The 14,758-nt window shown below is 67.6% G+C and carries 13 protein-coding genes; 12 read left to right on the top strand and 1 reads right to left on the bottom strand.

All coding sequences use genetic code 11. From position 1 onward, the window contains the following. Nucleotides 1–89: 89 nt before the first annotated feature. Nucleotides 90–2,999: a C1 family peptidase gene (locus NU688_RS20940; protein ID WP_257862720.1), complete on the top strand. Its 2,910-nt coding sequence runs from the start codon at nucleotides 90–92 to the stop codon at nucleotides 2,997–2,999. Here NU688_RS20940 and NU688_RS20935 read toward each other — a convergent pair whose 3' ends face one another. Beyond that, complete coding sequence (locus NU688_RS20935) at nucleotides 3,000–3,425, bottom strand: surface-adhesin E family protein (RefSeq protein ID WP_257862719.1); 426 nt, start codon at nucleotides 3,423–3,425, stop codon at nucleotides 3,000–3,002. A gap of 127 nt (nucleotides 3,426–3,552) precedes the next feature. On the opposite strand from NU688_RS20935, the gene NU688_RS20930 reads away from it, so the two are divergent. From NU688_RS20930 to NU688_RS20880, 11 genes are all read left to right on the top strand, one after another. Continuing rightward, nucleotides 3,553–3,984, top strand: a complete 432-nt coding sequence (locus NU688_RS20930) for a putative toxin-antitoxin system toxin component, PIN family (RefSeq protein ID WP_257862718.1) — start codon at nucleotides 3,553–3,555, stop codon at nucleotides 3,982–3,984. A 338-nt stretch (nucleotides 3,985–4,322) separates the two neighbouring features. After that, on the top strand, nucleotides 4,323–5,261 hold the full coding sequence (locus NU688_RS20925; protein ID WP_257862717.1) for an AraC family transcriptional regulator: 939 nt from the start codon (nucleotides 4,323–4,325) through the stop codon (nucleotides 5,259–5,261). Between the two features lie 134 nt (nucleotides 5,262–5,395). Then, nucleotides 5,396–5,701, top strand: coding sequence for a Flp family type IVb pilin (locus NU688_RS20920; RefSeq protein ID WP_013538963.1), 306 nt, complete (start codon nucleotides 5,396–5,398; stop codon nucleotides 5,699–5,701). A gap of 41 nt (nucleotides 5,702–5,742) precedes the next feature. Continuing rightward, complete coding sequence (locus tag NU688_RS20915) at nucleotides 5,743–7,662, top strand: TadE/TadG family type IV pilus assembly protein (RefSeq protein WP_257862716.1); 1,920 nt, start codon at nucleotides 5,743–5,745, stop codon at nucleotides 7,660–7,662. Nucleotides 7,663–7,681: 19 nt separating this feature from the next. Next, nucleotides 7,682–8,671 (top strand): hypothetical protein, encoded by a 990-nt coding sequence (locus NU688_RS20910; protein WP_257862715.1) that lies wholly within the window; start codon nucleotides 7,682–7,684, stop codon nucleotides 8,669–8,671. After that, nucleotides 8,671–9,393, top strand: coding sequence for a hypothetical protein (locus NU688_RS20905; RefSeq protein WP_257862714.1), 723 nt, complete (start codon nucleotides 8,671–8,673; stop codon nucleotides 9,391–9,393). Before NU688_RS20910 ends, NU688_RS20905 begins: the two co-directional genes overlap by 1 nt. Before the next feature lie 11 nt (nucleotides 9,394–9,404). After that, nucleotides 9,405–9,611, top strand: coding sequence for a hypothetical protein (locus NU688_RS20900; RefSeq protein WP_257862713.1), 207 nt, complete (start codon nucleotides 9,405–9,407; stop codon nucleotides 9,609–9,611). A 6-nt stretch (nucleotides 9,612–9,617) separates the two neighbouring features. After that, nucleotides 9,618–10,559 (top strand): Flp pilus assembly protein CpaB, encoded by a 942-nt coding sequence (gene cpaB, locus NU688_RS20895; protein WP_257862712.1) that lies wholly within the window; start codon nucleotides 9,618–9,620, stop codon nucleotides 10,557–10,559. Nucleotides 10,560–10,625: 66 nt separating this feature from the next. Further along, complete coding sequence (locus NU688_RS20890) at nucleotides 10,626–12,230, top strand: type II and III secretion system protein family protein (protein ID WP_257862711.1); 1,605 nt, start codon at nucleotides 10,626–10,628, stop codon at nucleotides 12,228–12,230. Between the two features lie 17 nt (nucleotides 12,231–12,247). Next, entirely contained in the window at nucleotides 12,248–13,891 is a 1,644-nt protein-coding gene (locus NU688_RS20885) for an ATPase, T2SS/T4P/T4SS family (RefSeq protein ID WP_257862710.1), read from the top strand. Then, nucleotides 13,888–14,745: a type II secretion system F family protein gene (locus NU688_RS20880; RefSeq protein WP_257862709.1), complete on the top strand. Its 858-nt coding sequence runs from the start codon at nucleotides 13,888–13,890 to the stop codon at nucleotides 14,743–14,745. The genes NU688_RS20885 and NU688_RS20880 overlap by 4 nt, the downstream gene beginning before the upstream one ends. Nucleotides 14,746–14,758 lie beyond the last annotated feature (13 nt).

The raw sequence follows: 14,758 nt of genomic DNA, 5'->3' as shown, positions 1-14,758 counted from the left end.
TGGCCTAGTCATTTAGACAAATAGACGCGCCCTCCCGCGAGTTTCACCATGCGTCCCGCGGCCCGTCACGGCCGCATGAAGGGGAAGGCATGGACATCCTGATGAGCAAAGGCAGCGTCGGCGAAGACGTCGAACGCCTGCGCAAGGCCCTCGCAACGGCACTCGGCACCGACGCGGATCTGTTCGCGTCGCTCCATCAATCCGGCACACCGATCGACGACGACTTCGACGCCGCCATCCGCCGATGGCAGGCCGGCGTGGGGCTCATCGGCGATGGCGTCGTCGGGCCGCGCTGCCAGGTGCTGCTCGAGCTCATCGCACTGGACAAGCGCGATTTCGAACTGGCGCTCGACGTGGCGCATGTGAGCAAGCTGTTCCCCGCCACCAAGGCGGCGAACATCGCGCGCTACCTGCCGTACATCGAGGCCGCGCTCGGCGTTGCGAAGCTCACCGACCGGTCGATGATCCTCGGCGCGCTCGGCACCATCCGGTCCGAGACCGAGGGCTTCGTGCCGATTGCCGAAGGCATCTCCAAATTCAACACGCCACCCGGCGGTGCGCCCTTCAGCCTCTACGACACGCGCACGGACCTGGGCAACGGCCAGCCCGGCGACGGCGAACGCTACCGCGGCCGGGGCTTCGTGCAGCTGACCGGCAAGGACAACTACCGGCGCTACGGCCAGCGCGTGGGCCTGCCGCTCGAGGCGACGCCCGACCGCGCGAATGCGCCGGAGATCGCGGCGGTGCTGCTTGCGCTGTTCCTCGCCGACAAGGCGGTCAAGTTCCGCGACGCGATCCGCAACGACGGCGTCGGCGGGCGCGATGGCCTGCGCGAAGCACGCCGGCTGGTCAACGGCGGCGCGCACGGCCTCGACCGGTTCCGCGATGTGTTCGAGCGCGCGAAGACGGTGTGGAGCGATGTCCCTGTGGTCGCACGCGCCGGCGCCGCAGCAGCGGCCAAGCCGAAGGCCCCCGCGCGCCGCACCACCGACCTGCGCACCCGCAAGGACGCCGCCGACCTGCGCGACCGCCTCTACCTGCCCGCCGCGATCAGCCTGCCCGACGAATACCCGCCGGTGGAGGAAATGCGCAAGTACCTGCCCGCCTACGACAAGGCCGGGCTCATCCTCGACCAGGGCCAGGAGGGCGCGTGCACCGGCTTTGGCCTCAGCTGCGTCGTCAACTACCTGCGTTGGGTCAAGTCGGGCCTGCCCGCGAAGATGGACTCGGTGAGCCCGCGCATGCTCTACACGCTGGCGCGCCGGCATGACGAGTACGAGGGCGAGAACTACGAAGGCTCCAGTTGTCGCGGCGCGCTCAAGGGCTGGTTCAACAACGGCGTGTGCCTCGAACCCGACTGGCCCTATTCGAGCGAGAAGTCGAGCGCCGCGACCTACGGCTTCGCCGCGCGCGCGGCGAACGTCACCCTCGGCGTGTACTACCGCATCGAGACCTCGTCGATCACCGACATGCAGGCTGCGATCGCGCAGCACCGCGCGGTGTTCGTCTCCTCTTTCACGCACGCGGGCTGGAGCGCGGTGAAGCTCTCGAAAACGCCGAAGACGCATGCCGACCTTCCGCTCATTCCGTTCGACGGCCGGCGTTCGGAAGAAGGCGGCCATGCCTTCGCGCTCATCGGCTTCAACGCGCAGGGCTTCATCCTGCAGAACTCCTGGGGCAACCGGTGGGGCGCGGGCGGCTTCGCGGTGATCGGGTATCTCGACTGGCTGGCGCACGCGATGGACGCCTGGGTGGTCTCGCTCGGCGTGCCGGGCGTGGTGGCCGGCCGGCTCGCGGTGAACGGCGCCGCCGCCACCGAGGCGCGCGGCAGCGCATCGGCCGCGGACCGCAACAAGTGGTGGGACACGGGCCTGGCCTACCAGCACAGCGTGGTGCTGGGCAACGACGGCCGCGTGAGCCGCTACCTCACCGAGGACGAGCAGCCGCGCAAGCTGCAGCAGCAGGCCTGCGTGCTGCCCGACGACTGGTTCCGCCGCCAGCCTTCGTCGCAGCGCAAGCGCCTGGTGATCTATGTGCACGGCGGCCTCAACAGCGAAGACAAGGCCATCGAGCGCGCCTCTGCCATGGGGCGCTACTTCGTGGGCAATGGCTGCTATCCGCTGTTCCTGGTGTGGAAGACGGGGCTCTTCGAATCGATCGGCGGAATCATCTCGGGCAAGCTGCCGTCGTTGCCCGCGGGCGGCGGCATTGGAGAGCGGATCACCGACAAGACCGACCTGCTGATCGAAAAAGGCATCGGCCGCCCGCTCGCGCGCCCGATCTGGAGCGAGATGAAGGAGAACGCCGAGCTCGCCTTCGCCGACCGCCGCGGCGGCGACCTGCTGCTCGATGCGATCCAGGCGCTGGCCTCCAACTGGAAGGACCAGTTCGAGCTGCACCTGGTCGGCCATTCGGCGGGCTCGATCGCCATCGGTCATCTGCTGAGCGCATTGAGCGCACGCAAGCGCGCCGGGCGCGATGGCGGCCTGAGCGAGCGGCTCGCCTCGGTGAATCTCTATGCGCCTGCCTGCACCGTCGCCTTCGCGAACCGCCATTACGCGAGCAACGCGGCCGTGATGGAGCGCCTGCATCTGGACGTGCTCTCGGAAAAGATCGAGTCCGACGACAACGTCGGCAAGGTCTACCGCAAGTCGCTGCTCTACCTCGTGTCGAACGCGCTGGAGGCCGACCTGCACACGCCCATCCTCGGCCTGGACCGGGTGAACGACGAGGCCTATTCGGGATGGGATGGCTCGTCGGACACCGGCGAGGCGCTCTCCGTCTGGCGCAGTTCGGCCAAGGCCTCGAAGCTGGACAGGCGCACCCAGCGGGTGAAGGACGACCGCATCCTGGTCGCGCTCGACGCCAATGGCAAGCCGGTCATGGACGTGGCGGGGCACGGCGGTTTCGACAACGACATCGGCGTCATCGGCCGCACGCTGGAGCGCATCACGGGAGCGAGCCTCGCGCTGCCGGTGGACGACCTGCGCGGGTTCTGACTATTTGCTGCTGCCGACGCTGCAGGCCGCGTTGACGGTGCGCGCGGCCAGCTCGGGCGGGGCGCCGGGCAGCGTCATGGGGCGGATGTCGTCGTCTTCGAACTGCTTGACCGCCACCGGCTCGCCGACGAAGTTCGGTTGGCCGTAGTAAATAGCGCTCACATAGCGCGCGGTGCGCGCCTCGCAATCGACGGTGGCCCGGGCCTCGAATGAGCGCAGCTTGAATCCATCCTTGCCGATCACGTCCTGCGCCAGGCTCATGCGCAGGGTCACGCCGCGGCGCGCGCCGTCGATCTCGATGCGGGTCGGGTCGACCTGCACGTAGCTGCCGGCCGCATCGCCGGGCGTGCCGCTCAGGGTCAGCCATTCGGCCCGCGCGACCGCGCAGGCGAGCAGGGCGAGGCACAGCAGCGGGAGTCGTTTCATGAGAGAGGAGGGCGGCGTGACTGGAAGAGCGCGCGGTGCGCGCCGCAGCATTGTGGGGCGTCGCGCCCGACCCACGGCTGACCAGGGTCGCGCATGGTGCAACATCGGCGCTCATCTCTTCGCCGCCATGACCCTTCCAGAACCCGGCCCTGTCGTCATCGACACCAACATCGCGCTCGACCTGCTCGTGTTCGACAACCCCGACTGCCTGCCACTGGCCGCCGCGCTCGCGTCCGGCGAACTGCGCTGGATCGCCACCGCGCCGATGCGCACCGAACTCGCGCGGGTGCTCGGCTATCCGCTGATCGCGCGGCGACTGGGCCAGCGGCAGATGGAAGCGGCCCGCGTGCTCGAGGCCTTCGATGCACGCGTGCAACTTTTGGCTGACACGCCGCCGCGCGCGCCCTGCGTGTGCAAGGACCCCGACGACCAGGTCTTCATCGACCTCGCGGTGGCGCAGCGCGCGCGCCTCTTCAGCAAGGACCAGGCGGTGCTGACGATGCGCAAACGTTTGGCAGCGCAAGGCGTGGTCGTGGCGACGGTGCTGGCCGCGGCCTGAGGGCCTGAAGGCCGTCTGGCTAGACAGGCATCCCGATCAACCGCCTGGGCGATGGCCGCACTGGCGCGCCAGCGTGGAAAGCGGTTGTCTAGACAGCACTGGCGACATGAATCCGGCGCTTGCCGTGCGCGCATACGAATCTTCGTAGTCCGCATAGGGTCTGGCAATTGCAAGGCCCAACCAATATCTTCCGCCCCGCGAACCCGGTCCCTGCGCTCGCCGTGACGTGCCAGCGCGCCGCAGACCTGTTTGCCCCCGAAGATGCCACTTCATCGCCGCGTCGCCCGCGAACCTCAGGATCGCAGGCGTGTTGTCTCCTGTCAGCCCAACAAAAAGCCATGACGAGTTCCAGCCAACGATCCCCGCGCCAATTGCTCCCCGAACTGGAGGTCGAGCGCAACCGTTCGACCGAGCTCGGCTACGAGCCATCGACCGAGGTGGGGCTGGTGCGCTGCCTCGAGCACGGCTTTCCCACGCCGCTTGCGCGCTGGCATTGCCACGAGGAGTACGAGCTGCACCTGATCGTCGCCACCTCGGGCCAGGCCTTCGTGGGCGACTGGATCGGCTCGTTCGAGCCGGGGCACCTCGTGCTGTGCGGCCCGAAGCTGCCGCACAACTGGATCTCGCTCGACGTGCCGCCCGAAGGCGTGCCGCAGCGCGACCTGGTGATCCAGTTCCTGCACGACCCGATCTTCGAAGCGGCCGAGCGCATTCCCGAACTGCAGGAGGCGGTGCGCATGCTGGAGCGCGCGCGCTACGGCATCGAGTTCTTCGGCATGGCGGCCAGCGCCGAGGCGCACTGGCACCGCGTGAAGGACGCGCGCGGCCTCAAGCGCTTCAGCCTGTTCTGCGACTTTCTCGCCGACCTGGCGCTGTGCACCGACTACCGACTGCTGTCAGGCATGCAGACCGACGGCGACCACGGCATCGAGGCCATCAACGACGTGGTGACGCGCATCACCAACGAACCCGCGAAGGACATCAGCGCGGCCGACATCGCGGCCGAACTCGGCATGAACGCGGGGCGCTTCAGCCGGCTCTTCCGGCGCGCCACGGGCCACAGTTTTCTGGGCTATGTGAACGAGGTGCGGGTCAACAAGGCGTGCCTTCTGCTGATGCAGAGCGAGCGCTACGTCACCTCGATTTGTTACGAAGTTGGTTTCAATAACGTCTCGAATTTCAATCGCCGGTTTCTCGAGATCAAAGGCGTGACGCCGACCGAATTTCGCAGGCAAAGCCAGCTGCGTTTCGAAGGTGCGGGCAGTTTGGAGAACTAAAGAATTCCGACTGTTTTGCGATCTTTTTACGAATGTTAATTTGTATCAGGATTCGCAAAAAGTGTATCGAACACGCGACGGATGCGTCCCTACGATCCGCCTGTTCTTTCAGCCACCTTTCAGGAACTTCTCCCATGCAAATCCATCGTCTGACCCAGCTGAGCCGCCAACTTGCCTCGAAGATCAAGATCCGCGGGCAAGGCATGACCGAGTACCTCGTGATCCTGGGCCTGATCGCCATCGCCGCGATCGCCGTGTTCAGCTTCTTCGGCCAGACCATGCGCAACCAAGTCGCCGGCATGGCCAAGGAAGTGGGCGGCCAGTCGGGCGCCACCGAAGTCACGAACGCGCAGACCGCCGCCGGCAAGGCCTCGACCAACGCCCAGGTCAACATGAACATGAGCACCTACACCAAGGGCGGTGCCGAGGCCACGAAGTAAGGCTTTCCTCGACGTCTTGACGGCCTGACCGACATCGCGTGATGCCTCCAGCCGCCGCCGCTTCGCTCCCCCTGGCCACTGCCGGCGCATCCGTGCGCCGGCGCCAGTCGGGCCAGGCGATCGTGTACCTGGTGGCGATGCTGCCGATCATCTTTCTGAGCGTGCTGGTGGTCTACAACACCGCCATCGCGGCACGCGAGAAGATGAAGCTGCAGAACACGGCCGACGCGACCACCTACAGCGCCAGCGTGCTCACGGCACGCGCCCTCAACTACGTGGCCTACACCAACCGCGCGATGGCGGCCAACGAGTCGGGCATCGCGACGATCGCGAGCGCACAGACCACGATGGGCGCGCTCCTCACAAGCGCGGCCAACATCAAGGAAGGCCAAGTCGTCGTCGAGGGTTTCAAGGCCATACGCAATCTCAGGAACATGCGCATCCCGGTGATCGGCCTGATCGTCTACGGGCCGATGTACCTGAAGAACATCGACGATGCCCGCAAGGCCCAGGAGACCGCCGACAACCTGGCCGACGCCGTCGAGAAGGTCGCCAAGCCGATGCAGGTGTTCGTCGACGCAATGCGCGTGTTCAACCAGGGCATTTCGGCCAGCCAGGCCTTGATGCTTGCGGGCACCGTGGCGCAGATCCCGCAGGTCGTCAAGGACGTGCTCAACTCGAACGATGCCGACGTGTCGGTGCCGCCGGGCGAAACCGCGATCTTCGTCACCAAGTTCGTGGCCGATATCGGGCTCTACCTCAAGAGCTACCACCAGTCGGGCAGCGTCTCGTTCGACGACGAGGAATTCAACGAGGTGTTGCGCTTCGCGCACTCCGCGCAGGCCATGCGCGACGACTGGACCAAGAAACGCCGCTTCCTGCCCGACTGGGCCAGCATGATCGGCTCGTCCGTGGCCGGCGTCGTCAAGGGCCTGGCCACCGAAGCGCCTGTCACGCCGCCCGGTTTCTCCGAAATCGCCGGCGACATCATGGGCGGCCTGGCCGAATGGAAGGGCGGCACCGAACTCGTCGCGGTCGAAACCGGTGACGAGACCGGGCGCATCCGCTGGCAGTCGGCCGATGCGATCGACATCAAGCTGCCGCTCGGTCCGCTGTTCACCGCCTTCATCGCGAGCGCCGAGGACACGGGGCACGCCCGCTTCGGCCTGGGCGCCGGGGCCGCCGCGGCGGGCGGGCCCAACCGTGCGAGCAGCTGGCGCGGCCAGCGCCTCGCGCTGGGCAGCTATTCGCGCGAAGCCCGCACCTACGGCGGCCTGAACGACGACGTGAACGACCGCGGCGTGATCACGCGCGGGTCTTTCCGGCAGGCCGCCAATAACACCAACTGGGGCATCCTGGGTCTTCTGCCCGGCGCGATACCGGTGTTCCAGTTCAACGCCAAGCTGCACTACGGCCCGCGCACCGACATCGGCACGAGCGTCACGAAGAACTGGGTGATGCCCCGCTTCATCGACATCAAGGACCACCCGCCGATGGTGGCCAACGAGTCGGACAACTGGCTCGCGGAAAACGGCTTCAAGGGCGGCAACCCGCTCAAGTGGGGCAAGAACACCGACAAGGGCCCGGCCTTCACGCTCGTGGTGCAAAAGGGCGGCGACAAGGTGCGCACGGGCGAGGTCGCCGGCTTCGGCAACTCCGCGGCCGACGGCAAGGCGGGCCTGCGCGACAACTTCCAGGGCCGCGAGATCAAGGCGGTGTCCACCTCGCAGATCTACTTCCGCCGTCCGCAGGACCGCTGGGCGCGGCGCGACTTCTCGGCCGACGATCCGCCGCAGATCGGCAAGTACAACGTCGGCTTCGCCGGCGGCTACATCGAGCACCGCAGCCTGTTCAGCCCTTACTGGCACGTGCACAACATCGAGCCCTCGCTGTGGGCGCGCGCCATCGCCATGGGCGGCGCGGCCGTCAGCGGCTCGCCCGACGAAGACAACGGCAACTGATGCCGATGGAAGGCCGCGCATGACCCCCTCGCACCGACGCCTTCCCGCACGAGCGCCTCGCGCGAACGCCGCCGGCCATGCAATGGTCGAGTCGCTGCTCATCGTGAGCTTCGCGGCCGTCACGCTGGCCGCGATTCCGGCCATTGCCGACTACGGCACCAAGCGCATGCAGGCCGTGGCCGGCGCCAAGCTGGTGGCCTGGCAGCGCACGGTGTGGATGCCCGAGGACCACGGCATCCCCACCACGGAAGCCACGGGCGCGGGCGGTGCCATCAAGAAGACCGACGCGGAGGTCACGCGGGATCTGCGCCGCCACATCTTTCGCGATCGCTCGGCGCCCGGCATCTCCATCCACGCCGCGGACATCGCCGAGTTCGAGCCGATGCTGCCGGCCATCGACCAGCGCACCACGGCGGTCACCGCATCGAGCACGGCCGCGCCCTTGCCTTCGCTGCTCAACGCCAGCGACAAGGCGTTCGACGGCATCCGCGTGGCGCAGGCCGCGATGGGAAAAAACGCGATCACCTTCGCGGCCAGCAAGTTCACCTTCGTGAGCAGCGGCTACATGCGCCACGAGGTGAAGGTGAGCCAGACCAACACCAAGTTCACGCTGGTGCCGGCGCTGGACATGAGCGAGCAGGTCACCATGCTCACCGAGGCCTGGAACGCCGGCGGCACCAACCGCGAAGAAACCAAGATCCAGGGCCTGGTGCCGCTCAAGCTTGCCGACGCCGCGTTCTACCAGCAGCTGCGAAGCGGTTTTCACCAGGCCGCCTACTCGATCAGCCAGGTCTTTCCGAGCTTCGCCAACTCGAATCTCACCTTCGGCCTCACGCCCGGCGATGCCGGCGAGAAGTCGCCGCTCGATCGCTTCGAGCGCGTGCCGCAGGGCGCGGCCGCGGGCGGCGAACCCGCCAGCGGCGCGGATGCCGTGGGCGGGAATCCGAAGGACCGGTTCCGCTACTACCGCGCCTTCCCGCCGACCCCCGTGGTCAACGTGCTGCCCTGATGAGCCTGCCCGCGCCGTTCCTGCGATGGATGCTCGCCGCCGTGTGGCTGTGCCTGTGCGGCGCTGCCGCCGCAGCACCTCCGCAGCGCGACTGGCCCGCGATTCCATCGCCCGCGGGTGCCAAGACCTTCTGGATCGCCGAGTACATCGAGCAGAACACCATTCCCATGCAGATCCGCGGCATCGAGTCCACGGATTCGATGGAGGTCGTCTCCCGCTTCTACGAAAAGTGGCTGGCCGACAAATCCGGCTACGGCGTGAGCAAGGTCGGTCTGACGCGCGTGCTCGGCGCGCGGTTCGGCCTGTACCAGGTCACGGTGCAGTTGCGCGCGCGGCCTGAGGGCACGGTGGGCCGACTGGTGGCGGCGGTGATCTACGACGAGGTCAAGAGCGAGCAGGACATGCGCGAGCGCGCCGAGCGCATCGGCAAGGGCTTCCCGCGGCCGGCCGGCTCGCAGGTGGTCTCGGACACGCTCTCCTTCGACGAGGGCCAGCGCAACCGCACCATCGTCGTCACCAACAACGTGAGCGTGGAGACCAATGCGCTCTACCTGCGAGAACAGATGATCCGCCTGGGCTGGACGCTGGTGCAGGACCGCACCCTGGAAGGCGGCATGCGCTCGGCGCTGGTGTTCCGCCGCAACAGCGAGGAGATGGTCGTGACCATCTCCAGGAACGACGGCGCCTATTTCATCGTTGCCAGCCAGACCACGCCGGAATGAGAGCGACCGCCATGCGCCCACGCCACCGCCATCCTTCTTCTTCCCGCCGCGCCCAGCGCGGCCAGGTCATCGCCGAATACGTGATCGTCGCCGGCATCCTGGCCGTGATGCTGTTCGCCACCTTCCCGGGCGCCGACCGCTCGGTGGTTGCGCTGCTCATCAAGGCCTTCCGCGATGCCTGGTCGACCTACTCGTACACCCTTTCCTATCCTTTGTAGCCAGGCATGAAATCATCTCCGGGACTCCTCAAGTTCAAGCAAAGCGTCAAACGGCTGTCCCCCCTGATCGGTGCCCTGATGCTGGGTCTGCTGGCCGCGGGCCTGGGCTGGTATTACCTCCGGGCCAGCGAGCGCGAAATCGCCGCCAGCCTCGAGAAGGACGCCGACAGCCAGCGCCGCGACGTGGTCGTGGCGAACCGGGCGCTCGGCGACGGCACCACCGTGCTGCCCAACATGGTGGCCAAGCGCTCGGTGCCCAACGAGTACGTGCACAACGACGCGCTCACGCCCGAGACCTTCGCGCAGTTCGCGGGTCGCCAGCTCTCGGTGCCGGTGGCCGCCGGCAAGCCGCTGCTGGCATCGTTCTTCTCGGCGCCGCGCAAGGTGTTCGCGCAGGAGATCGAGCAGGGCGTGCGCGCCATCACCATCCCGGTGGACGAGATCAGCTCCATCTCGGGCATGCTGCGCGCCGGCGACCGCATCGACTTCATGTACGTGGTGGAGAAGTCCGCGGCCAACGATCCCTCGGTGGTGATCCCGCTGCTGCAGGACGTGGAGGTGCGCGCCACCGGCCAGATCACCTCGGAGCAGTTCGCCGCGATGCGCAAGCGCTCCGACGTGTCGGCCGACACCGACGCCTACGCGCAGCAGCGCTACTCCACCGTCACCGTGGCGATCCAGCCGCAGGATGCGCAGAAGCTCATCCTGGCCCAGCGCCTCGGAAAGATCATCGCCACGCTGCGCAACCCCGAAGACCGGGCCACCATGACCAGCGGCGTCGACGCGCTCGACCTCGATGCCATCGTGGCCGGCTTCAGGCCGCAGCGCTCGCATGCGATGGCCGTGGCCAGCGGACCTTCGGGCCCGAGCGTCGAATACATCGTCGGCGGCAGCGGCAACCGCGGCGCTCCCCCTGCGCCCGGCCTGGGCGCCGCGTTGCCGCGCTGAAGTCCCATCGCCCTGAATGTCGCCCTGCGGGGCGTGGCCCGATTTACTGATCTCCAGAAAAGTTCGATGAACCTCAAGCGATGCACCCTGGCAGCGACGGCGCTGTGTCTTGTTTTCCAGGCCGAGGCGCAGGGTCCGTACCCTGGCGCGCCGGCGACATCGCCCGTGCCCCTGGGTACCGTGGCGCCCGCGCCGGCGTTTGCGACGCCTGGCGGGCCGGCCGCCTCACGCGCCGCTGAAAGTTCGCCGGGCATCCGACCGCCCGCGCCGCCGCCGCCCTCGCAGGCCTCCATCACCGAGGCCGAGCTGCAGCGCATCGCCGCGCGCGCCACCGTGCTGCAGCGGCTGCCCGACCTGCTCACGCTGTACGTCGGCCAGATGGCGCTGGTCAAGATGCCGGGCGTCTCGCGCGTGGCCATCGGCAACGGCAAGGTGCTGGAGGCGCGCGTGCTCGACGGCGCGAACATGCTCATCACCGCGCAGGACGCGGGCGACAGCACGCTGCATGTCTGGGACAAGAACGGCACCGTGCGCAAGCTCAAGGTGCGGGTGAACGTGGTGGACCTGGAGCGCGTTGCCGATGAGCTGCGCGAGATCACGCGCGGCATCTCGGGCGTGAACATCCGCCGCATCGGCGAACGCATCATCATGGACGGCAACAGCCTGGACCCGGCCGCCGTCGAACGCCTGAACACGGTGGCCAACCTCTATGCGCCGGCCGTGGTGTCGCTGGCCACGGCCGACCGCATCCGCGTGGACCGCATGGTCGATATCCAGGTACGCATCGTCGAGTTCAGCAAGACCGCGCTCGATGACCTGGGCGTGCGCTGGCAGAGTTCGGGCGACGGCTTCAACTTCGGCCTGTTCTCGGACATCGCCTCCAGCGGCAGCTACCGCATCCTGCCCGAGGGCTCGGCCTTCAACACCTCCACGGCCCAGGGCACGGCGCTGCTGGGCCAGAACCGGCGCATGCCCGAGGCCTACTTCGGCATTGGCCTGAGCCTCACCTCGCGCATCAACCTACTGGTGCAGCGCGGCAACGCCTTTTTGCTCGCTTCGCCGAACCTCTCCACGCGCAGCGGCGGCGAGGCCAAGTTCCTGGCCGGAGGCGAAATTCCGCTGCCCGCGCTCAGCACGCAGGGTGCGGGCTCGGTCGAGTTCAAGCCCTACGGCGTGCGGTTGAACATCAAGCCCATCGCCGACGGCGAGGGCAACGTGTCGGGCAGCATCCTGACCGAGGTGAGCAGCATCGACCGCAGCGTGGCGGTGCAGGGCATTCCGGGCCTCCTGATCCGGCGCACCGACACCGAGTTCAACGTGAAGGCCGGCGAGACCATCGTGCTGTCGGGGCTCTTGAGCCGCGAATCGACGCGTTCCAGCGACGGCGTACCGGGCCTGCGCAAGGCGCCGATCATCGGCCGCGCCTTCCGTGCCGACAACGACACCGACAAGGAGCAGGAGGTGGTGGTGTTCATCACGCCGCGCGTGGTCGTTCCGGCGGACAGCCGACAGCGCATCGAGCGCTCGCGCCAGCTCGAGCAGGACGTGGGGAGCAACTTCGGCCGGCTGACCGAAGACAAGTCGGACCCCGACGGCACGCGCCCGCCGCCCGCTGCCGCAGACATCGGCGGCATCCCGGCGGGCACGCCCGGCCAGCCCGTCGCTCCTTAAGAACCCTCGCCACCACCATGCACAAGGTCTTCGTCAATTCCCCGCAGCAGGTCGTGCGCGAGGTCCCGATCGACGTCGCGGAACTCCAGGTCGGCAAGGACGCCGGCAACCACATCGTGCTGTCGGGCTGGAACGTCGCCAAGCTGCACGCCCAGTTCGTGCTGCACGACGAGGAGGTGTTCGTGCAGGACCTGGGCAGCCTCTTCGGCACCTGGGTCGACGGCAACCGCGTGACGCGCTTCGGCCCGATGAAGGGCGGCGAGGAAATCATCATCGGCGGCCACACGCTGGTGGTGTCGCTGGACACGGCGCTCAGGCCCGCGGGCGAGGACCCGCAGGAGGCGGCCGAGGCGGCGCAGTACGCCGAGGCGGCGCTCGCCATCGAGGACCCGCTCCTGCAATGGCGCCGCTCGCTGCACCGCACGCTGCTGCAGCAGCTGGACAACCGCCGCATCGACACCGCGCAGATGAAGGACGAGGAGCTGCGCTCCAACATCCGCGCGCTGATCGCCGAGATCATCCGCGACACGCGCGACATGCCGCCCGAACTCGACCGGGCGCTCCTGAGCCAGCAACTGCTCGACGAAGCCATCGGTCTCGGCCCACTCGAGGTGCTGCTGAAGGACGAGAGCGTGACCGAAGTGATGGTCAACCGCTTCGACGAAATCTGGATCGAGCGTGCGGGCCGGCTGGAGCGCACCAACGTCGCCTTCACCAGCAACATCGCGGTGCTCGGCGCCATCGAGCGCATCGTGACGCCGCTGGGCCGGCGCATCGACGAGAGTTCGCCGATGGTGGATGCGCGGCTGAAGGACGGCTCGCGCGTGAACGCGATCATTCCGCCGCTCGCGCTGCGCGGGCCGAGCGTCACGATCCGGAAGTTTCCGAAGAACCGCATGGGCCACGAGGGGATGATCCGCACCGGCTCGATCACCGCGCAGATGGTGGACTTCATGCGCATCGCGGTGGAGGAGAAGCTCAACATCATCGTCTCGGGCGGCACGGGCACCGGCAAGACGACGCTCCTGAACATGGTGTCGAACTTCATTCCGCCGAACGAGCGCATCGTGACCATCGAGGATGCGGCCGAGCTCTCACTGGGGCAGCCCAACCTGGTGTCGCTCGAATCGCGGCCGGCCAACATCGAAGGCAAGGGCGCCATCGCGATTCGCGACCTGGTGCGCAACTCGCTGCGGATGCGGCCCGACCGCATCGTGGTGGGCGAGTGCCGCGGCGGCGAGGCGCTGGACATGCTGCAGGCCATGAACACCGGCCACGACGGCTCGCTCACCACGCTGCACAGCAACTCGCCGCGCGATGCGATGTCGCGGCTCGAAGTGCTGGTGACCATGGCGGGCATGAACATCCCGGTGTCGGCGATCCGCGAGCAGATCGCCTCGGCGGTCGACCTGATCGTGCAGCTCACGCGTTTTCCGTGCGGCAGCCGCAAGGTCACGCAGATCACCGAGATCACGGGCTTTGCCGACGGCACGATCCAGATGCAGGACGTGTATGCCTTCCGAAAGACCGGCGTGGACGACACCTTCAAGACCGTCGGCCACTTCACCGCCGCGGGCACCGTGCCCGAGTTCTTCACGCGCCTGCAGGAGCACGGCCTGAAGCTCGACCTGGAATACCTCTTCGGGGAGACCGTGCCATGAAGGGAATGATCCTCCTGGCCTCCGTGCTCTGCGGCATGGGCTTCATCACGCTGTGCGGCTACCTGCTGCTGCAGCGCTCGCCGGAGCTGGTCGGCAAGATGATGTCCAAGCTGCAGGCGAGCGGCCGGCGCTCGCTGAACCTGTCGGAGTTCCAGGCGCAGCACGCGGTGGCGTTCGCCTCGGGGCACGCCTTCCTGGTGGCGCTGTGCGGCGCGATCGGCTGGCTCATCTCGGGCAACCTGATCGGCGGCGTGGTGGCGGCGGTGGTGCTGTATCTGCTGCCCGCGCGCTGGTTCGCGTGGCAGCGCAAGAAGCGCCGCCAGCAGATCGAATCGGAGCTGCCCGATGCGCTGCTCTTCATTGCCAGCGCGCTGCGCGCCGGCAGCGCGCTCTCGGTCGCCATCCAGGTGCTGGTGCGCGACCAGGTGGGCCCGCTCGGCCAGGAGTTCGGCCTGGTGCTCAAGGAGCAGCGCCTGGGCGTGAGCTTCGACGATGCGATCCAGAAGATGTCGCAGCGCCTGGGCATTCCCGACTTCGTGCTGGTGGTGGTGGCGCTGCGCGTATCGAAGGAAGTGGGCGGCAATCTCTCGGAGCCGCTGCAGGTGCTGGCCGAGACGCTGCGGCGCAAGGCCATTCTCGAAGGCCGCATCAAGGCGCTGACGGCGCAGGGGCGTATCCAGGGCCTGGTGATGACGCTCTTTCCGCTGTTGCTGATGGGCGTGCTGTACCTGATGCAGCCGACCATGGGTTTGCTGTTCTCCACGACGATCGGCTGGGTCGTGCTGACCGTGATCGCCATCATGCTGATGCTGGGCTACGCCATGATCCGCAAGATCGTGGCGATCGACATTTAAAGATCCGAGATTG

The sequence above is a fragment of the Variovorax sp. ZS18.2.2 genome (assembly GCF_024701975.1).
Lineage (GTDB): Bacteria > Pseudomonadota > Gammaproteobacteria > Burkholderiales > Burkholderiaceae_C > Variovorax.
This window is presented reverse-complemented; position numbering and strand designations above follow the sequence as displayed.